Origin of the sequence: Bowmanella yangjiangensis (assembly GCF_018531185.1) — a bacterium.
GTDB lineage: Bacteria > Pseudomonadota > Gammaproteobacteria > Enterobacterales > Alteromonadaceae > Bowmanella > Bowmanella yangjiangensis.
Map to the genome: position 1 here is coordinate 183352 of NZ_JAHDJU010000001.1, position 20194 is coordinate 203545.

Sequence of the window (20194 nt, forward strand, 5' to 3'; positions counted from 1 at the left end):
CATGTTCTCATTAATAGCTGTAAGTCAGTGTCAGTACGTCTCCGGACTGGCTGAATTCAAGTTGATTCAGTGCACTCATGCCCAGCAGTATCTCGTCAGACTGCATGCCGGGATTGATATTTGCGCTGATATTTCTAAGTTCAATATTACCAATTTGCACGCTGTCCAATTGGGTTGAGGCAACCTCGATACGCCCATTGGCGGTGCTGACTAAAAAGCGTTGGCCTGCTTTAAGTCCCAGTTCCTGGGCAAGATGCGAAGGTACTGAAACTTGCGTTGCACCTGTATCCAAAAGAAAAACCACGGGCTCTCCGTTTATCAAGCCACTAGTAACATAGTGTCCCTGGCGGTTACGTTTGAGTTTAACGCTGGTTTGGTTGCCTTGAACAACTGAGCTGGGGGCTTCGTTTGGATTAAACTGACGTGCCAGCTGTTTATCAAACAACAGGGTGAGTAAGCCGATTGCGCTTACCCAGGTCAGTATCCACATCCATCGTGCCATGCATTCTCCATCTGTTATCCAGATTTCAGGAGCGCTATAGTACCTAAAACCTCGTTGGAATTTCATCTATGTTCGACCCACAAGGGTGGTATCTTGAGGCACGTCATTGCCCTTCTCCCCATTGTAATGAGCGCCCACAGAATATTCCGGCCAATTTGTTGGTGATTCACAACATATCGTTGCCTGCCGGGCAGTTCGGGCAGCCTCATATAGAGGCATTATTTAGTGGTACCCTGGATTGCGCATGCCATCCTGACTTTGAGAGCCTGCGGGAACTGAAAGTATCCAGTCACTTCGTTATTTATCGGGACGGTAGCATTGTGCAGCACGTGCCTATTGGTGAACGCGCCTGGCATGCCGGGAAATCTGTGTTCCAGGGCAGGGAGAATTGCAACGACTTTAGCATCGGTATTGAAATGGAAGGGACAGATTATCAGTCCTACGAATCTGACCAATATAATAGTCTGGTGACCTTAACTCAGGCTATTATGTCGGTCTGTCCGGACATCAGTCTGGGGCGAATTGTCGGACATTGTGACATTGCTCCTGGCAGAAAAACTGACCCTGGCCCAGCTTTTGACTGGCAGAGGTACCGAGCGGCATTGAGGGAACTGAAATGACATTGATTAGTTTGCTACTGGTATTGGCCTTAGAAAGGTCTACACACAAAACCCGATATTGGCAGGCGGAATTTTATGTCGACCAATATCTCCAGTTTCTGCAAAACAAAAACTTAATAAGTGCACAAAGTAACCTAGCCAGTATGGCGATTGCGATGATGTTACCTGCATTAGTGGTGGGGCTGCTCCTGTATAGTCTCGATGCCTTTTTGCTTGAGTTCATTGTTAACACAGCCATTTTAATGGTGTGTATTGGTTGTCCGCTGCTAAGGGAAAGCTACCGTGGCTACCTGCAGGCTGCCAGTCGTGGCGATACAGAAGCTACCCATTTGTATGCTGAGCAACTCGGTTATCCTTGTGACAGCAACAATAGCTTTGGCCAGTGCCTGGTTTGGATAAATTATCGCCACTATATTGCGGTCAGTCTTTGGTTTATTGCATTGGGTGGGGCAGGTGCGATGTTTTATGTGCTGACTCGTGCTGCGCTTGGATATTTATCTCGGCAGCAATCCGCGTTATACCCCCAGTGGCAGAAGGTGATGGATGCCGTTGACTGGATACCGGCGAGGATTTCCAGCCTGGGTTTGTTGGTGGTGGGGCACTTTTCCCGTGCGCTACCCGTTTGGCTGGGACATGCGTTTGACCTTCGAGGCTCGGCAAGAAGCCTGGTGACGGATGTGGCCGAGGCGGCAGAGTATGTGGAAGACGACAATGTTACCTGTACCGAAGCGCCTTGCACTATGGTAAGGCTGGTGAAGCGAAACATGATGTTCCTATTGGTTGTAGTGGCCGTCTTGACCCTTGGCGGGGTGTTACGCTAGCACGTTTTCTGGCTGGTCACTATCGTCCAGCCAGCTCCTTTTAACCTTGTGATTTACTCAGTTATTGACTGCTCTGATCAGTTAACTATTAGCATTTTTTCTTGAGTATAAATTGGTCTTACCAATGTTGCTTAGCCAGTCAAATTGCTACTTCACCGCATTAATATTGAATAAAAGTATTAAACTGACAGGGTTAAAATCTTTGTTTTACCTGCCTGTGGTTTTGCACTATGCTTATAGGTTAATTGGTATTACCATTTTTGAATGAGTGTAATGCAACGAATTCGTACGACTAAATTATCCGATGTGATTATGGAACAACTGGAGTCCATGATCCTCGACGGCAAGCTCGCCCCTGGCGAGCGTTTGCCGTCTGAGCGTGATTTAGCCGAGCGTTTTGCCGTGTCCCGGCCCTCGTTGCGCGAAGCTATACAGAAGCTGGAAGTAAAAGGCTTAGTGGTACGTAAGCAAGGTGGTGGCACCTTTGTACAGACTAAGTTGGCACTTCTGGAAAACGCGCCTTTACTGGAGCTAATTGCATCCAGGCCTGAATCCCAGTTTGATTTACTGGAGTTTCGTTTGGCACTGGAAGGCATGGCGGCCTATTACGCCGCGTTGCGCGGTAATGAAGAGCAGATTGCCGCTATAAAGCAAGCTTATGATAGGGTCAGGCAAGCTCAGGATCACGACAGACTGGATTTTGAAGCGCAGGCCCAAGGTCTGGCGAGTTTCTATCTGGAAGTGATTCAGGCCTCACACAACATGGTAATGCTACATATATTCCGGGGCTTACAGCCCTTGCTTAAGGATAACATCAGGCGAAACCTGGAAGTGCTGTCAACTTACCCTGAGGTAAGTGAGCAAATAGACAGGCAAAGGGTAAGAATACTGGATGCGATTGTGGCCAGTGATCCTGAACAGGCCAGGCTGGCCAGCAACGAGCATTTGGCCTTTATTGAAGAGACCCTGCTCGATATCAACCGGCAGAATACCAATATGCAACGCACCCTGCGTCGCATAGAAATGCCAGAATAAACAACAGAATGTCGGCGGATAAAGCGGTGTTTTGCACTATCTTTATCCACTAGCCCCATTCATCAATGAAAGGAAAGCGCTATGGCAGAACTGATTAAGCCAGACGTGGATCCCCAGGAAACACAAGAATGGCTTGAGGCACTCGAGGCGGTACTGGAAAACGAAGGTACTGAGCGAGCCCATTTCCTGCTTGAATCTCTGATTGAAAAAGCCCGTCGTAACGGTGCGTATTTGCCCTATACGGCGACAACCGCATACGTGAATACGATTCCGGCAGGCCAGGAGCCAACCATGCCGGGCGATCAGACTATCGAAGCCAGGATCCGCAGTGCCATTCGCTGGAATGCATTGATGATGGTGGTGCGGGCGTCTAAGAAAGATCTTGAGCTGGGCGGACATATCTCCAGTTTCGCGTCTTCAGCCATGTTATACGATGTGGGCTTCAACCACTTTTTCCGCGCTCCAAGTGATAGGGACGGCGGTGACTTCCTGTATATTCAGGGTCACGTGTCACCTGGTATCTATTCCCGCGCCTTTGTTGAAGGTCGCCTGAGCGAAGAAAAACTGGATCTGTTCCGTCAGGAAGCCGATGGTCAGGGCTTGTCTTCTTATCCTCACCCTAAATTAATGCCTGACTTCTGGCAGTTCCCTACCGTATCTATGGGTCTGGGACCAATGCAGGCGATTTATACTGCTCGCTTCCTTAAGTATCTGACCGATCGCGGCCTGAAAGATTGTTCCAACCAGCGCGTATGGTGCTTTATGGGCGACGGCGAATGTGATGAGCCAGAAAGCTTGGGTGCTATCGGCCTTGCTGCCCGCGAAGGCCTGGATAACCTGACCTTTGTTATCAACTGTAACCTGCAGCGTTTGGATGGTCCGGTACGTGGCAACGGCAAGATTGTTCAAGAGCTGGAAGGTACTTTCCGTGGCGCAGGTTGGGAAGTGTTCAAGGTTTTGTGGGGGCGCTATTGGGATCCGCTGTTTGCCCGTGACACTACAGGTAAACTGATTGACCTGATGAACGAAACCGTTGACGGTGAATACCAGAACTATAAAGCCAAAGGCGGCGCGTATACCCGCGAGAAGTTCTTTGGTAAGTATCCTGAGCTGAAGGAAATGGTTGCCAATATGTCAGATGAAGATATCTGGCGTTTGAACCGTGGTGGTCATGATCCGGTAAAAGTTTATGCTGCCTATAAGCGCGCCACTGAAACCAAAGGCCGTCCACAGGTAATCCTGGCTAAAACCGTTAAAGGTTATGGTATGGGGTCTGCTGGTGAAGGTAAGAATATTGCTCACCAGGTTAAGAAAATGGATATGGATGCGATTAAGCACTTCCGTGACCGTTTCAATATCCCAGTTTCCGATGATAAGCTGACCGACCTACCGTACTTCCGTTTCGCTGATGACAGTGCTGAAATGAAGTATCTGCGTGAGCGTCGTGAAGCGCTAAATGGCTTTATGCCAGTGCGCAAACCGCTGAGTGCAGAGAATCTGCCGGCGCCAGCCTTAAGTGCTTTTGATGCCATCATTAAAGGCTCCGGTGATCGCGAAATCTCTACCACTATGGCCTTCGTGCGGGTACTGACCGCTATGCTCAAAGACAAGCAGGTTGGCCAGCGCGTAGTGCCTATTATTCCGGATGAAGCTCGTACTTTCGGTATGGAAGGCTTGTTCCGTCAGGTAGGTATTTACTCCAGCCAGGGGCAGAAATACGAGCCTCAGGATGCCGATCAGGTCGCCTATTATCGTGAAGATAAGAAGGGCCAGGTATTGCAAGAAGGGATCAATGAGCTGGGTGCCATGGCATCCTGGTTGGCGGCGGGTACGTCCTACGCCAACAACGATTTGCCCATGATTCCAGTGTATATCTACTACTCCATGTTTGGTTTCCAACGTGTGGGTGACCTGGCATGGGCCGCAGGTGACAGCCAGTGTCGCGGTTTCCTGGTCGGCGGTACTGCCGGTCGTACCACGCTAAATGGTGAAGGCTTGCAGCACCAGGATGGCCACAGCCATATCCAGGCAGGCTGTATTCCTAACTGTATTACCTATGACCCAACTTACGGTTATGAAGTGGCTGTTATCGTGCAAGACGGTATGCGTCGCATGTTCGAAGAGCAGGAAAACGTCTTCTATTACCTGACCGTAATGAACGAGAACTATGTGCAACCGGCTATGCCGCAGGGTGTGGAAGAGGGCATTATTAAGGGTATCTACAAGCTTGAATCCGTGCAGGCAGAGAAGGCTAAGCACAGCGTCAAACTGCTAGGCTCTGGTACCATTTTGCTGCAAGTGCGCGAAGCGGCCCGTATTCTCAAAGAAGAATATGCCATCAGTTCAGACGTTTACAGTGTGCCGTCATTCAACGAGTTGGCACGTGATGGTCTGGATTGCGAGCGTTTCAACATGCTGCACCCGCAAGCTGAAGAGAAAGTCGCATACATCACCCAGGTGCTGAATGCGGGTGTGGACGGCCCGACTATTGCCGCAACCGACTATATGAAGTCTTATGCTGATCAGGTTCGCGCGTTCGTTCCAGGCCAGTTCAAGGTGTTGGGTACAGATGGTTTCGGTCGTTCAGACAGCCGCGCCAATCTGCGTCGCCACTTTGAAGTGGACGCTGCCTATATCGTGGTGGCGAGTCTGCATGAACTGGCTAAAGCCGGTAAGCTTGAGCGTAAGGTAGTGAGCGAGGCTATTGCCAAGTTCGGTATTGACGCCGAGAAAATTAACCCGCTGTACGCCTGATAGGGAGGAAGAGCATGTCTAATTTGAAAGATGTCCTGGTTCCCGACGTCGGTGGGGATGAAGTCGAAGTCATTGAGATCTGTGTCGCCGTTGGCGACCAGATCGAAGCCGAACAGTCGCTGATTACGGTTGAAAGTGACAAGGCCAGTATGGATATTCCCGCGCCTTTTGCTGGTACGGTAAAAGAGATCCTGGTGAAGGTAGGCGATAAAGTCGGTCAGGATAAGCTCATCCTGAAAGTGGAAGCTGCCGAAGCCGCTGCTGCGGTTGAAGCGCCTGTTGCCCAGGAGGCTCCTACTGCACCGGCCGCCAGTGCGCCTGCACCTCAAGCTGACACTCCCGCGACAGCTCCTGCAAGCGGCGCCAGCCAGATTATTGAAGTGACAGTACCGGATATTGGCGATGCCGCCGATGTGGATGTCATTGAAGTGCTGGTTGCTGTGGGTGACAAGGTTGAAGCCGAAACCGGTTTGATTACGCTGGAAACCGATAAAGCCACCATGGATGTGCCTGCGCCTAAAGCCGGTAAGGTGAAAGAGCTGAAAATTAAAACCGGTGACAAAGTCTCCGAGGGCTCGTTGATTCTGCTGCTGGAAGTGGGTGTAAGCAGCAATGCTGAGGCGGCCCCGGCTGTTTCTGCTCCTGCAACTTCCGCTGAGGCTATGCCTGCCGCCGCGCCTGCGGGGCAGCCCGAAGTGAAGGAAGTGGTAGTACCGGATATCGGTGATGCCTCCGACGTGGATGTTATTGAGGTACTGGTTGCCGTAGGTGATAAGGTTGAAGCCGAAGCTGGCCTGATTACCCTCGAAACCGACAAGGCGACTATGGATGTGCCTGCGCCTTTTGCTGGTGTCATCAAAGAGCTGAAGATCAAAACGGGTGATAAGGTTAGCCAAGGTAGCTTGATTGCCCTGATTGAAACTGCGGGTTCTGCGCCTGCACAGCCAGCGCCAGCTAAACAGGAAGCCGCAGCGGCCCCTGCGCCCAGCGCAGCGCCAGCCAGCGCTTCGCGTCCACCGCCTGTACCGCATCACCCCAGTGCCGGTGAAATTAAATCATCCGGCAAGGTGCATGCTTCTCCGGCTGTGCGTCGTTTAGCCCGCGAGTTCGGTGTTGACCTGTCGTTGGTTAGCGGCACTGGCCCTAAGAGCCGTATCCTTAAAGAAGACGTGCAATCTTACGTGAAGTACGAGCTGTCGCGCCCCAAAGCCAGTGTCGGCTCTGCGGTGGCCGCAGGCAGTGGTGGCTTGCAAGTCATTGCCCAGCCCAAGGTCGACTTCAGCAAGTTTGGTGAAGTGGAAGAGGTGGCACTGACGCGCATTCAGAAGCTATCTGGCCCGAATCTACATCGTAACTGGGTAACCATTCCGCATGTGACGCAGTTCGAAGAAGCGGATATCACTGAGCTGGAAGCCTTCCGTAAGGAACAAAACCTGCTGGCTGATAAGAAAAAGCTGGGTTTCAAGATTACGCCTTTGGTGTTTATCATGAAGGCCGTGGCAGATGCACTGAAAGCCTACCCGGTATTTAATAGTTCACTGTCTGAATCAGGTGAAAGCCTGATTATGAAAAAGTACATCCATATCGGTATTGCCGTTGATACGCCCAACGGGCTGGTAGTGCCTGTGGTACGTGATGTCAATAAGAAGGGCATTTATGAGCTCTCGCAAGAACTGATGGAAATCAGCATCAAAGCCCGTGACGGTAAGCTTAAAGCGGCCGACATGCAGGGTAGCTGCTTTACTATTTCCAGCTTGGGTGGCATTGGTGGTACGGCCTTTACGCCTATCGTCAACGCACCAGATGTAGCAATTCTTGGCGTGTCCAAGAGCGACATTAAGCCCAAGTGGAACGGTAAGGAATTTGAACCCAGGCTGATGCTGCCGTTATCACTGTCTTATGATCACCGCGTAATTGACGGCGCGTTGGCGGCACGTTTTGCCGTGCATTTAAGCAGTGTAATGGGCGATATCCGTCAGATGTTGCTGTAGTCGGGTTACCCGACCATGCTACCTGCGGTGTTGCACTAAAGTTTGACACCGCAGGTTTTGCCAAGCAGGGCCTGCGTAGGTATCATTCGCCGGTCTGCAAAGGATAGAACAACTTTTACCCCTGAACGATTGAGGTCACTAATGAGCGAGATTAAAACGCAACTGGTTGTGCTTGGTGCAGGACCGGGTGGTTACTCCGCCGCTTTCCGCGCGGCTGACTTAGGCATTGAAACTGTTATCGTCGACGCCCGTGAAACCCTGGGCGGCGTATGTCTTAACGTGGGCTGTATTCCTTCTAAAGCACTATTGCACGTTGCCAAAGTGATTGACGATGCGCGTGATATGGCTGCCCATGGTGTGAGTTTCGGTGAGCCTCAAATCGATCTGGACAAAGTACGCGGGTGGAAAGACAGCGTAGTCAGTCAGTTGACCAAAGGTCTGGCCGGCATGTCCAAAATGCGTAAAGTTCAACACGTTCAGGGTTATGGCAAATTCACCGGCAGCAACACTTTAGTGGTTGAAGGTAAAGATGGCAAAACCACCATCCAATTTGACAACGCCATTATCGCTGCGGGTTCTGAGCCAGTATCTCTGCCGTTCATTCCTAAAGACGATCCTCGCGTTATTGACTCTACCGGCGCACTGGAAATGAAAGACATTCCAGGCAAAATGCTGGTACTGGGCGGCGGTATCATAGGTCTGGAAATGGGCACTGTTTACAGAGCACTAGGTTCGCAGATAGATGTGGTTGAGTTCCTTGACCAATTGGTACCTGCAGCGGATAAAGACATCATCAAGGTTTACCAGAAGTACGTGAAAGACAAGTTCAACGTCATGCTGGAAACCAAAGTGACAGGTGTTGAAGCCAAAGACGATGGTTTGTACGTGAGTTTCGAAGGCAAGCAAGCCCCTGCCGAAGCCGTGCGTTACGACAAAGTGCTAGTGGCGGTTGGCCGTCGTCCTAACGGTGGTTTAGTAGATGCCGACAAAGCTGGCGTGAAAGTAGACGAACGTGGCTTTATCAGCGTAGACAAACAGATGAAGACCAACGTTAACCACATTTATGCCATTGGTGATTTGGTTGGTCAGCCTATGCTGGCGCACAAAGCCGTACATGAAGGTCATGTGGCTGCTGAAGTGATCGCTGGTAAGAAACACTACTTCGATCCGCGTTGCATTCCTTCTGTGGCTTATACCGATCCAGAAATTGCATGGGTAGGTTTGACCGAGAAAGAAGCTAAAGAGAAGGGCATCAACGTTGAAACTGCGACCTTCCCATGGGCTGCTTCTGGCCGCGCTATCGCTTCTGGCCGTACCGAAGGTATGACCAAAATGATCTTCGAAAAAGACAGCGGTCGCGTAGTAGGTGGTGCCATTGTGGGTATCAACGCCGGTGAAATGCTGGGTGAAATCGGTCTGGCCATCGAAATGGGCGCAGATGCCGAAGATGTCGCATTGACTATTCATGCTCACCCAACGCTGAACGAGTCTATTGGTCTGGCTTCTGAAATTTTCGAAGGCAGCATCACTGACTTGCCTAATCCAAAGGCGAAGAAGAAGTAATCGTCAGCATTGCTTTACTGTAAAAGGCGCCCCAAGGGCGCCTTTTTGCTTTCTTTTACTTTTAAATCCTTTCAATCCAGGTAAATTACGAGAACTAAAATAAGAAAGGAACATAAATGAAGCCGTTTATTCCCGCTATTCTGGCGACCTCTATTTTGGCTGGCTGTACGCAGCAAGCCGAGCAACCCACAGAGCAATCAATGCAAGCAGTTGAACCAAAGATTGAATATATAAAAACCAGGCAGTCCGATCAGGTGGATAGCTATTTTGATGTGCAAGTCCCTGATCCTTATCGCTGGCTGGAAGACGATCGCAGCGAAGAAACAGCTCAATGGGTTAAAGCACAAAATGAGGTGACCTTCGGTTATCTGGAGCAGATCCCTTATCGTGATGAAATTAAACAGCGCATCACTAAGTTGTGGAACTACGAGCGGGTCGGCGCACCTTTTAAAGAAGGCGACTACACCTACTTCTTTAAAAACGACGGACTGCAGAATCAATCTGTGCTGTACCGCACTGACAGTCAGGGGCATACCGACGTATTTCTGGATCCTAATCAGTTCAGCGAGGATGGCACCACTTCATTAGCCGGCCTGAGCTTCTCCAAAGATGGCAGCAAATTAGCCTATTCCATATCCGAAGGTGGCAGTGACTGGCGTAAGGTTATCCTTATCGACACCGAAACTAAGGCGCAGTTGGAAGCACCTCTGGTAGACATTAAATTCAGTGGCATTGCCTGGTATGGCAATGAAGGTTTTTATTATTCCAGCTACGACAAACCCAATGGCAGCGAATTATCGGCGAAAACCGACCAGCATAAGCTTTACTACCATAAGCTGGGACAAGCGCAGACCGAAGACAGTGTGGTTTTCGGCGGCACTGATGCCGAGAAGCATCGTTATGTCGGCGCCTACGTGACTGAAGATGACAGGTATCTGGTGGTGGAAGCTGCCGTATCTACTTCGGGCAATAAGTTATATATCCGTGATTTGACCAAGCCGGATGGCGAACTGGTAACAGTGCTGGATCACACGGATTCAGATACTTCTGTGTTGGAGAGCTTAGGTGACGAGCTGTTGCTGGTGACTAACCTCAACGCACCAAACAAGAAAGTCGTTAAAGTATCTGCCGCCAAGCCTGGGGTGGAAAACTGGCAGGATTTTATTGCCGAGACCGACAATGTACTGACCATCACTACTGGTGCGGGTTATTTGTATGCCGAGTACATGGTGGATGCTATCTCCAAAGTCATTCAGTACGACTATCAGGGCAAACAGGTACGTACCGTTGAGTTGCCCGGGGTAGGCAGCGTGGGGGGCTTCAGTGCCAAGCAGGATGATAAGGTGGTGTATTTCACCTTTGGCAACTACACCATGCCAAATACTATCTTTGCCTTTACGCCACAAACCGGTACCTCAGAAGTGTATTACCGACCCCAAGTGGCCTTTGACAGTGACGCCTATGAGTCTAAACAGGTGTTCTATCATTCCAAAGACGGTACCAAAGTACCTATGATTATCACTTTTAAGAAAGGCACTAAACTGGATGGCACCAATCCCACCCAGCTATATGGTTACGGTGGTTTTAATGCCAGCATGACCCCAGGCTTTTCTTCTGCCTGGGCTGGCTGGTTGGATTTGGGCGGTGTTGTGGCCGTAGCTAATCTGCGTGGCGGCGGCGAATACGGCAAAGCCTGGCATAAAGCCGGTACCCAGATGCAAAAGCAAAATGTGTTTGATGATTTTATTGCTGCAGCAGAATACCTGATTGATAACAAATACACTGATTCCAATCATTTGATGATTCGCGGTGGCTCCAATGGGGGGTTGTTGGTTGGTGCGGTGATGACCCAACGTCCTGATTTGATGAAAGTGGCTATCCCACAAGTGGGTGTAATGGATATGCTGCGCTACCACACTTTTACCGCAGGAGCGGGGTGGGCTTATGACTACGGCACGGCCGAAGACAGCAAAGCCATGTTTGAATACCTCAAGGGTTATTCACCGGTGCATAATGTCAAAGCTGGCGTGCAGTATCCGGCCACCCTGGTCACCACCGGCGACCATGATGATCGCGTGGTACCTGCCCACTCCTTTAAGTTTGCCGCCGAGCTTCAGGCCAAGCAATCAGGTGCTAATCCAGCGCTTATCCGCATTGAAACCAATGCTGGTCACGGTGCCGGTACACCCACAGCTAAGCAGATTGAACTGTACGCGGACATGTATGCCTTTGCCCTTTACAATATGGGCATTCGCAAACTTTAAGCGAGCAGAACAGCTAAGATTCGCGGCGGACTAATCAGTCCGCCGTTTTTTTACCATGTTGTAATTTTATGAAATCTGCTACAGACTCAGACTAATGGTGTATTTGTAAAAGGTTTTAACAACTTGATGCGTGTTGTAGGTCCTGTTGCAGCTCTGCTTATCATAACAAGCAACCTAGTCTGCAAGGACGCTTTCGCACAGGACGTCGAAGCGCTTTTTAATCTTACTTTTGATGAGCTGCTGGAACAGCAGGTCAGCATTTCGTCACGCGACGCGGTCGCGTTGGACGCCAGCCCCTCTACCGTTACCTTGTTTACCCGTCAGATGTTGGATCGTCTGGCTGTGTCTAATCTTTATGACTTACTTAACTATGTGCCTGGCTTTCAGGTGACAAGGGGGGACTGGGTAGGGGCCGTGCCTAAAGAACATGCCAGAGGTGTCTATCTGGATAACGGTTACGTGCTGTTTATGGTAGACGGACAGAGAGTTAACGAAATCTCTTTTGGCAAAGCGTCAGTGTATATGCCGTTTATTCCATTAAGTATTGCCGAACGCGTTGAGGTTATCAGGGGACCTGGCTCAGCCTTGTATGGTAGCAATGCCTTTATGGGGGTGGTGAATCTTATCACTCGTAAACAAGACAATATGCTGGCGCCACGTATAGGTGTCAGAGGGAGTCAGGGACTATCAGTGGCATATTTTCCTAACTGGTACGGATTGGATTGGCAGTTTTTACTGGATGTAGACCAGCAAGGGCCAGCCAGCCACAGGTTTAACTATTCCCAGGTTAAGGATCCCCGTCATTATGTTTTCGCCCAGTTGGGTGTGCAAGGTGAAGTCTGGCACCTAACGAGCCGCTATTCCAAGGCGAGGATGAACGGCTATATCAATCTGGGGGGCGCCAGTGAAGATAACCGTTATCAATCGGAGAACATTGGCATTGAAGGCGGCGTGAAGTGGTGGCAAGGAGAGAACGGCATACTGACCAGCACAGTGGATGTTAGTGAGCACCGAATTTCCAGCGCGGGTTTGTTACTGACCACGAAGCAATCTGGCTTATCGGATGATTTTTTTAATGGCCCTAATTGGATGACGCGCACAGTACAATTCAGCACTGATTGGGTCAAACCTATCAACGATGATTGGGAATTAAGTGCAGGATTTGCCTGGCTGGACGCTGAGCAAACTCAGGCAGGTGCCATGACCAGCCACCTGCTAGATGGGGTGTTTTTGTTAGATGACCGTGCTTATCTTGGTGGGATCCGCAGCGTTGACCAGGTGGATGAATTTGATGCCTTGCTTGCCAGCCAGGACTCCCGCAGTGGCTATGTACAACTTAAATGGCAGGCCGCAGCGGATTGGTTAGTTTATCTTGGGAGCCGGGTGGACAGAGTTGAGCGCTTATCCACAAACTGGTCCCCCAGGCTGGCGCTTATTCATCAAGTAAATGCACAGCACAGTGTTCGTTTGCAATATGGCGAAGCCTTCCGTACCCCAACGATAAATGAGCTATTCTCCAGCGATGCGGTTACGCAGGGTAACCCAGAGTTACAACAGGAAAAAATCGCTACCTTGGAAGCTATCTGGCGTTGGCAGGGAGAGCAGGCACAACTGGAAACCGTATTGTTTCAGAATGATATGCGCGATTTTGTCAACAAGGTGGAGACGCAGCAGGACAGCCGTTTTACCTTTGCTAATACCAGCAAGCACAGCATTCAGGGTATCGAGTCCAGTCTGAACATCAAGTTTGGCAGCCATTGGGAAACGCAAGTATCCTACACGCAGCTCTTTGATGAGCCTTTTAATACCAGTTTTAAGCGTTATGGGAATCTTAGGCTGGGTTATCAGGATGAAATCTTCAGTCTCAACTGGGATGTGCTGTGGCGCACAAAAGTCTCTCAAGATACCTTTGTTCAGTCTGCATATGGGTTACTGAACTTTCAAGGGCGCTGGCAATGGCGGGACAATCAGGCCTGGACTTTATCTGTGGCCAACCTATTGGATAAAGAATTCCAAGTTTATGAGCCCAGGCTGACCGGGTTAGCCATGCCTGGGGAGCGTCGCCAATTGATGTTGGGTTACCAATTATTGTTCTGAGTTAATTATCTACCATCACCGACAGTTTGGGTAACCCGGCTCTGGCAGCTTGGTCTAGCACGCTCACTACAACGCCGTGCTTAGTCTCTTTATCTGCTTGAATCACCGCGTTTTCAGTGATGTTCTCGGCCAGGAAGCTCTGAATATTCGCTTCAACGCGTTCTATATCAATCTGCCTGCCATTCATATACACAAAGCCGTTAGCATCGATTTTGATAGAGACGTTTTTACTCGGCTTGTTGCTCTTCTGTGCGTCGTCTGGACGGTTGACTATCAAGCCTTTCTCTTTGACGAATGAGGTCGTCACTATAAAGAAGATCAGCATGATAAATACAATATCCAACATGGGGGTCATATCAATGTTGGCGTCTTCTGTTTCTCTGTTATGTTTTTTCTTCATGATTTCCCTCATGACGAAGCTGTCGCATTCCTTCTGACAGATTCGCCTTAGATCACAATCATCCTTTTCCTATAGTCATCGAAAAATAGTTATTGTGCAAATATTCGACAGCTTATATTTGCTTAATCTGTACCTGAAAATACCCAGAGCTAAAAGCTTGACCTTGCCATAAGGTTAAGGTTTAGAGTTTATGGCACTTGGCAATGCCTCTGAGGTTGTTTACTCTTAGCACCTTAGGGCAGTCCAAGTTGTCTGTTTTTTATAAATCGTTACGGGCTTGATACAAGAAATCCCAGTGAAACTACTTACTTGTCTGATACTTATCGTTACCCTGATGGTGGGCACCCACGTGCCAAGCCAGGATGATGCGTTGGTATCCGCGCAGTCGCACCATATGCAAATGCAGCATGATTGTTGTGACGATGGTGAACACCTCGCCAGTATGGACATGCAAGACAAGGCCTGTGGTGATGAATGTGGTCAGAGCGACTGTGCCACCCATTGTGTCAGTCATGGCGGTTTACTGGCCGGCTTGGTTAGCTCGCCGCCCTTGGCCACGCAGGAGCGTTTGAACCTGATTCCTGCTGAATTGCGTCGCCTGCCTTCGAATTTATTCCGTCCTCCTAACGCCTGAGTAAGCCCGATTCTTTCGTTTTTGCTTATTCAGGAGTTTTTATGAAACCTTTTATTTTTGCAGGTTTGCTTGGCACTGTACTGCTTAGCTCGCCACTTGTAGCCCAACAAAACCAGGATCATAGTGCGCATCAGATGCCAACTCAGGCACAGCAAGATGCGGTGACTGGGGAAGTTCGTTATGTATGTCCCATGCATAGCCATATTGTTAAAGACCATCCTGGCAACTGCCCTATATGTGGGATGGCATTAGAGCCTGTCAGTCTGAATACTAATGCTCAGCAGGATGGCCCGGTTATTCATGTCAGCGGTCAGATACAACAGGCCATGTCAATTCGCACTCAAACCGTGCAAAGGGATGATATGTGGAAGTTTATCAAAACCTTAGGCACAGTTAGCTTTGATGAGTCGGCTATTTCCCATGTACATCCCCGGGTATCTGGATGGTTGGAAAAACTCACCGCTCATGCAGTGGGAGAACGGGTTGAAAAAGGTGAGTTGTTGTTCACTTTGTATTCGCCGGAACTGGTAGTCGCACAGGATGATTACTTGCAAGTGCTGAAAGGTGCGATGGGTTCTTCTCGTGATCGTTTAATCAAGCAAGCCAGACTGCGTTTGAATCTGCTTGGCATCGATGAAAAGGTGATTAGTGAGCTGGAGAAAAATGGCCAGTCGTTTTACACCGTACCTTTTTACGCTCAGCAATCCGGTGTGCTAACAGCACTGAATGTGCGTCATGGTATGTATGTCACGCCTAATGTTGAGATGCTGTCAATCTCAGACCTGAAAAAGCTCTGGGTGATTGCTGATGTGTTCGAAAATCAGTTTGACTGGCTGAAACTGGGTAAACCGGCCGAAGTTAGTCTGGCTGGGCTTGGCGTACATGGTATGGAAGTTAACATCGACTACATCTACCCACAGCTCGACCCTATAACCCGTAGCATGAAAGTGCGTTTGAGTCTGGATAATCCTCTGGAACGTATTAAGCCGGGGATGACCGCCGAGGTGGCCATATTTGGTGGTCCGCTGCGTGATGTACTGGTGATGGATAAACAAGCCTTGATTCAGACCGGGCAGGGTAGTCGCGTCATAGTCAAAACTGATGAACAGCAGTTTGCCGTGCGCAAAGTGCAAACTGGTATGCAGGCGAGGGGCAAGGTCGAAGTGCTGTCCGGGCTTACCGAAGGTGACGAAGTCGTGGTGTCCGGCCAGTTCTTACTTGATTCCGAGGCCAGTCTGGCGGCTGGGCTGCAGCGTCTTGATGACGCCGGCCATAATCACTAGGAGGCCACATGCTTAGCAAACTAATAGAACTGGCAGTACGCCAGCGCATGCTGGTGCTGCTATTTAGCGCGCTGCTAGCTTTAGCGGGCTGGCAAGCCATGCGGGGCTTAAATGTTGATGCTATTCCCGACCTGTCGGATGTTCAGGTCATCATCAAAACCCCCTATCCAGGACAAAGCCCGGAGCTGGTCGAACAGCAGGTCACTTATCCACTGGCTAACATGATGATGGCAGTGCCTGGCGCCAGAACCGTGCGTGGATTTTCCTTTTACGGCGACTCTTACCTGTATGTATTGTTTGAAGATGGCACAGACATCTACTGGGCACGTTCCAGGGTGCTGGAGTACCTGAATCAGGCAGCCAGCCAGCTCCCAGAAGGCGTACAGCCACAATTAGGACCGGATGCTACCGGGGTGGGTTGGGTGTACCAATATGCGCTGGTAGATCATAGCGGTCAGTGGGATTTATCCGATCTGAAAAGCCTGCAAGACTGGTTTTTAAAGCAGGAACTGCAATCGGTTAGCGGGGTTTCTGAAGTTGCGACCGTAGGTGGCATGACCCGTACTTATCAGATTGTGCTCGACCCGCTGAAGCTGGCTGGTTACCAGATGTCGGTGGAGCAGGTCATTCAGGCGCTTAAGAATCACAACAGTGAAACCGGTGGCGCCTCGGTGGAGATGGCCGAAGCCGAATACATGATTCGGGTGCGTGGCTATCTGCAGACTATCGAGGATATTCAGAGTGTACCCCTAGGTAAACGTAACGCCGGTAATGTGGCTTTGTATCTGAAGGATATCGCTGAAGTAAGATTAGGGCCGCAGCTTAGGCGCGGTATTGCCGAACTGGATGGTAAAGGCGAAGTTGTAGGCGGCATTGTGGTGATGCGCAGCGGAGAGAATGCCCGCCAGGTTATCGACAAAGTGAAGCAGCGCCTGGAAGAACTAAAGAGCAGTCTGCCGGATGGGGTGGAAATTGTTCCTACCTACGACAGGGCTGATTTTATTCAGCGCGCGGTAGACAACCTGTCGGACAAATTGCTGATGGAAATGATTCTGGTGTCGCTGGTGCTGATGCTGTTCTTGTGGCACGTAGGCTCCATCATGGTGGCGGTACTGGTGTTGCCACTGGCATTGCTGGCCGCTTTCGGTCTGATGAGAATGCTGGATATTAGCGCCAATATCATGAGTTTGGGAGGAATTGCCATTGCCATAGGTGCGCTGGTGGATGCCGCCATCGTCATGATTGAAAATTTGCATAAGCATCTCGAGCATTTCGAACATAAACAAGGGCGAAGGCCCAATAACACCGAGCATTGGCAGTTGGTTAGCCAAGCGTGTAAGCAGGTGGGACCGGCACTGTTTATGTCTTTGCTGATTATCACAGCCAGTTTTTTCCCGGTCTTTGTGCTGGAAGGGCAAGAGGGCCGATTATTCACGCCCCTGGCGTTGACCAAGTCCTTTGCTATGGCCGCTGCTGCTTTGTTGGCCGTGACCTTGGTGCCGGTACTGATGGGATATTGGGTGCGGGGGAAAATCGTGCCTGAAAACAAAAATATCTTATCCCGCTTCCTGATAGCCATGTATCGCCCGGTACTGACCAAAGCCCTGGCCTGGCCGAAAACCTGTTTGTTTATTGCCTTGCTGTTAATGCTCAGCGGTGCTTATCCATTGTCCAAACTGGGTAAGGAATTTATGCCGCAAATCGAAGAAGGTGATTTGCTGTATATGCCTACCACGCTGCCAGGTATCAGTGCCGGTAAGGCCGCCCAGCTATTACAACAAACCGACAGGCTGATTGCACAAGTCCCCGAAGTAAAAAGGGTATTTGGCAAGATAGGGCGCGCCGAAACGGCTACCGATCCAGCGCCGCTGACTATGCTCGAAACCACTATTCAGCTCAAGCCTCGTGAGGAATGGCGTCCAGGTATGACGCTGGATAAAGTGATTGACGAGTTGCAGGCAACAGTGAAGTTTCCTGGCCTGACCAATGCGTGGGTACAGCCTATCAAGACGCGTATTGATATGCTCTCTACCGGTATAAAAACCCCCCTGGGGCTTAAAATTACCGGGCCTGAGCTGACCCAAATCGAATCCATAGGTCAGGATGTTGAGCGTTTGTTGAACCAACTATCTGCCACTCGTTCTGTATATTCCGAGCGGGTAGCGGCAGGGCGTTATCTGGATATCGAACCGGATTTTAAAGCCTTGGGCGAGTATGGTATCAGTTTGTCGCAACTGCAAAGCATCATACGTCAGGCTGTCGGCGGTGCTAAGGTCACGGATATGGTGATAGGTAACGAGCGCTACCCGGTTAACGTGCGTATCGATGCGCAGTACCGTGAAGACCTGGATGCCTTAGCCAGCTTGCCGATCAGCACGGCTCAGGGGGTATTTGTACCGCTTTCAGCCCTGGCCAGTCTGCATCTCAAAGATGGCCCGGCCATGATTAAGAGCGAGAATGCCCGCCAGGTGGGGTGGGTGTTTGTGGATATTCAGGATTTGTCTGTAGGAGAATACCTGAATCAAGCCAAAGCCTTGTTGGATAAGGAGCTGACACTGCCACCGCGCTATGCGGTACAGTGGTCGGGGCAATATGAATCAATTAAACGGGTAGAGACTAAGCTGATTCAACTGGTACCCTTAACGCTGTTGCTTTGCTTGGTGTTGTTGTACTTTACCCTGTCAAGTTGGCGGCAAAGCCTGGTGGTGATGCTCACTCTGCCTATTGGTCTCAGTGGCAGTCTATGGTTGATTTGGTTGTTGGGATTTAACCTGTCTATCGCGGTAATTGTGGGAATGATCGCATTGGCCGGAGTAGCGGCCGAGTTTGGTGTGGTAATGTATCTGTACTTGAACCATGCTTGGCAGGATGCCAGCAGCCGGGATAACCAGGGGCTTTATCAGGCAACGGTATCAGGCGCTGTGCAGCGTATCCGTCCCAAAGCCATGACAGTGATTACCGTGCTGGCAAGTTTGCTGCCGATTATGCTGACACAGGGCACCGGCCATGAGGTAATGCAGCGTATTGCCGCCCCAATGTTAGGTGGCATGGTACTGGCGCCGTTCGTTTCGCTCTTTGTGATTCCGGTAATTTTTTATATGCTGGAACGCAGGCGCCACAACGTAACCGATACTGAGTGCAACAATTAGAGTTTTTTGACATTCCCAGTCCCTGCATTGGCGTATGCCAAAGCGGGGACAAGGGGTATTGTATTGGCTGCTTCAGGAGTCGTGAAGAGCGTCTTTATTGGCATCAGGTGGATGCCGATGTAAAACGTAAAATTATCCGCGCTTGCCAAATGCGGAAACGCCGTGCGATGTCTGCTGCACAGGCCGGCAAGGGGAGAGAGAAGCCAGATCAACAACTATTGGATTTTGACGAGGACCCGTTCTGATGCGAGCTACCGATTTAGCCAGATACGCCAGCCAATCTTTTGCCTTACCGGACACTTGTAGCCGGATTCGGGCATTGCTGGATGATGTCAGTGCTGATTCGGCAGACATCGCCGACGTTATTGCGTTGGACCCTTCTTTAAGTTCCAAGTTGCTGAAGTTGGCCAACAGTGCGCTGTTTCGCTTCCCCGCGCAGATTAATTCTATTCCCAAAGCGGTTGGTATTATCGGTGGTGAGGCTTTGTACAACCTGGCCCTGGCAGAAACCGCCACTTCGGCGTTCCGGCATTTTTCCAGCGAAGCGATAAATCTGCGCCGTTTCTGGCAGCAGAGTGTGTATTGTGGACTACTGGCTAAACATCTGGCTAAAACAGCCAAAATTCGTGCCAGCGAGCAGTACTTTGTGATGGGATTGTTGCATCAGTTCAGCGAACTGGTTGTGGCCAGCAAAGACGCTAGTCTGGCACACCAATGTGAGGTATTTGAAGCCGGGCAACTACCTTGGCAACGTCAGGAACAGGTGCTGGGCTTTACCTATGCACAATGCTCTGGGTTGATTCTAGAGCAGTGGCATTTGCCAGAACAGTTTTGCTACGTGATCAGCAATGTGCACAAAGAGATCCATGCCAAAGACGGTAAAGATATTGCCATCGGCCAGTTGGCAGTGCGTTTGGCTCTGCATATGGTGGACGACAGATACAGTCTGGATAGGCTGCTATCACCGCTGGCAATGAAAAAGCTCAAGCTGGCTGAGGAAGATGTTCAGGACGTGATTAAATTTACCAGAATGGATGCGCAAAAACTGCTGGCGATGATGAATCCCGAGTTGTTTTAAAAG

Annotated in this window: 15 protein-coding genes; 13 read left to right on the top strand and 2 right to left on the bottom strand. The window is 50.2% G+C overall.

Going from position 1 to position 20194, the window contains the following annotated elements:
- Nucleotides 1-10: 10 nt before the first annotated feature.
- Nucleotides 11-502, bottom strand: a complete 492-nt coding sequence (locus KJY73_RS00900) for a retropepsin-like aspartic protease family protein (RefSeq protein ID WP_232848360.1) — start codon at nucleotides 500-502, stop codon at nucleotides 11-13.
- A gap of 68 nt (nucleotides 503-570) precedes the next feature.
- Here KJY73_RS00900 and ampD point away from each other — a divergent pair, with 68 nt between their 5' ends.
- The 8 genes from ampD (at nucleotide 571) to KJY73_RS00940 (ending at nucleotide 13647) form a co-directional block, all read left to right on the top strand.
- Nucleotides 571-1122: a 1,6-anhydro-N-acetylmuramyl-L-alanine amidase AmpD gene (ampD, locus tag KJY73_RS00905; RefSeq protein WP_214339345.1), complete on the top strand. Its 552-nt coding sequence runs from the start codon at nucleotides 571-573 to the stop codon at nucleotides 1120-1122.
- Complete coding sequence (gene ampE / locus KJY73_RS00910; protein WP_214339347.1) at nucleotides 1119-1943, top strand: beta-lactamase regulator AmpE; 825 nt, start codon at nucleotides 1119-1121, stop codon at nucleotides 1941-1943. Before ampD ends, ampE begins: the two co-directional genes overlap by 4 nt.
- A 273-nt stretch (nucleotides 1944-2216) precedes the next feature.
- The gene (pdhR, locus tag KJY73_RS00915) at nucleotides 2217-2978 is read left to right on the top strand and encodes a pyruvate dehydrogenase complex transcriptional repressor PdhR (RefSeq protein WP_214339349.1); all 762 of its coding nucleotides are present in this window, start codon (nucleotides 2217-2219) and stop codon (nucleotides 2976-2978) included.
- Nucleotides 2979-3059: 81 nt separating this feature from the next.
- Entirely contained in the window at nucleotides 3060-5732 is a 2673-nt protein-coding gene (gene aceE / locus KJY73_RS00920) for a pyruvate dehydrogenase (acetyl-transferring), homodimeric type (protein ID WP_214339351.1), read from the top strand.
- A 14-nt stretch (nucleotides 5733-5746) separates the two neighbouring features.
- On the top strand, nucleotides 5747-7723 hold the full coding sequence (gene aceF, locus KJY73_RS00925; protein ID WP_214339359.1) for a pyruvate dehydrogenase complex dihydrolipoyllysine-residue acetyltransferase: 1977 nt from the start codon (nucleotides 5747-5749) through the stop codon (nucleotides 7721-7723).
- A gap of 141 nt (nucleotides 7724-7864) precedes the next feature.
- Nucleotides 7865-9286, top strand: coding sequence for a dihydrolipoyl dehydrogenase (gene lpdA, locus KJY73_RS00930; protein WP_214339361.1), 1422 nt, complete (start codon nucleotides 7865-7867; stop codon nucleotides 9284-9286).
- A gap of 116 nt (nucleotides 9287-9402) precedes the next feature.
- Nucleotides 9403-11550: a prolyl oligopeptidase family serine peptidase gene (locus KJY73_RS00935; protein ID WP_214339362.1), complete on the top strand. Its 2148-nt coding sequence runs from the start codon at nucleotides 9403-9405 to the stop codon at nucleotides 11548-11550.
- 126 nt (nucleotides 11551-11676) lie between these two features.
- Nucleotides 11677-13647, top strand: a complete 1971-nt coding sequence (locus KJY73_RS00940; RefSeq protein WP_214339364.1) for a TonB-dependent receptor plug domain-containing protein — start codon at nucleotides 11677-11679, stop codon at nucleotides 13645-13647.
- 1 nt (nucleotide 13648) lies between these two features.
- Here KJY73_RS00940 and KJY73_RS00945 read toward each other — a convergent pair whose 3' ends face one another.
- Nucleotides 13649-14050 carry an ExbD/TolR family protein gene (locus KJY73_RS00945; RefSeq protein WP_214343161.1) on the bottom strand — a complete coding sequence of 134 codons (402 nt, stop codon included), beginning with the start codon at nucleotides 14048-14050 and terminating at the stop codon, nucleotides 13649-13651.
- A 292-nt stretch (nucleotides 14051-14342) separates the two neighbouring features.
- Here KJY73_RS00945 and KJY73_RS00950 point away from each other — a divergent pair, with 292 nt between their 5' ends.
- From KJY73_RS00950 to KJY73_RS00970, 5 genes are read left to right on the top strand one after another with little or no spacing between them, the layout of a single operon-like run.
- Nucleotides 14343-14681, top strand: a complete 339-nt coding sequence (locus KJY73_RS00950) for a hypothetical protein (protein WP_214339366.1) — start codon at nucleotides 14343-14345, stop codon at nucleotides 14679-14681.
- A gap of 41 nt (nucleotides 14682-14722) precedes the next feature.
- A complete protein-coding gene (locus tag KJY73_RS00955; RefSeq protein ID WP_214339368.1) occupies nucleotides 14723-15964 on the top strand; it encodes an efflux RND transporter periplasmic adaptor subunit in 1242 nt (413 codons plus the stop codon).
- Between the two features lie 8 nt (nucleotides 15965-15972).
- Nucleotides 15973-19113 (top strand): efflux RND transporter permease subunit, encoded by a 3141-nt coding sequence (locus KJY73_RS00960; RefSeq protein WP_214339370.1) that lies wholly within the window; start codon nucleotides 15973-15975, stop codon nucleotides 19111-19113.
- On the top strand, nucleotides 19101-19358 hold the full coding sequence (locus KJY73_RS00965; RefSeq protein WP_214339372.1) for a DUF1289 domain-containing protein: 258 nt from the start codon (nucleotides 19101-19103) through the stop codon (nucleotides 19356-19358). The genes KJY73_RS00960 and KJY73_RS00965 overlap by 13 nt, the downstream gene beginning before the upstream one ends.
- Nucleotides 19358-20191: an HDOD domain-containing protein gene (locus KJY73_RS00970; RefSeq protein WP_214339374.1), complete on the top strand. Its 834-nt coding sequence runs from the start codon at nucleotides 19358-19360 to the stop codon at nucleotides 20189-20191. The genes KJY73_RS00965 and KJY73_RS00970 overlap by 1 nt, the downstream gene beginning before the upstream one ends.
- Nucleotides 20192-20194: the final 3 nt, after the last annotated feature.